1 pseudogene is annotated in these 594 nt (G+C 46.8%); it reads left to right on the top strand.

Features of this window, described 5'->3' with window-relative positions:
* Positions 1-443: pseudogene (locus tag OGV80_RS02200) on the top strand (hypothetical protein); the annotation flags it as partial.
* Positions 444-594: the final 151 nt, after the last annotated feature.

Here is a 594-nt window from a genome sequence, read left to right as displayed (position 1 = left end):
CGGAGGAGCAGTCCCTGTGCATGACGCCGGGGTGTTACCGGGGAAAGAACCAGGCGCGCCGGGCGGCAGTGCGTATCCCGTTGCGGGTTTGTTACTTATGTTTTGCCATTTCCATCGCTGCGCTGCTATGTGGTGATGGTTTAGCATCATTTTATGATCCTATGTTCTATTTATTTATAGTTGAAGCAATAATTTTTCTGCTGGTGATGTGTCTGCTTCCTGCGGCGTGGTCAATTTACAAACATAAACCGTTACCGGAAGAAACGCTGTCAGAGGAGATATTCACCCTGCTGGGCTGGGAAAACGTGGCGGATATTAACCTGGATACGCGCCATAAACGGCGAAAAAAAGAGTGGAAGCGAACGGGGATCCCGCCAAATCCTCTGCGCAAAGGTACCCCCTTTGATCATTCAGGAATAAGAGCAGGAATTTTTTATTATTAATACGGATGTTGAATGGTTCTTAACGGCATGGATAACGTATGAAAAAAGAACTGAAATTTTCGGACGGGTTGCGAAGAAGCCTTGAAGGCAGCAATAAAAAATATCCGCTTCATAACTATCTGCAGCAAAAAAGTGAGCTGGCGCGAACGCA

This window comes from Citrobacter sp. Ce119, assembly GCF_030334525.1.
Lineage (GTDB): Bacteria > Pseudomonadota > Gammaproteobacteria > Enterobacterales > Enterobacteriaceae > Citrobacter > Citrobacter europaeus.
The sequence above is the reverse complement of the archived record's forward strand: the minus strand, read 5'-3'. Positions and strand labels throughout refer to the sequence as shown.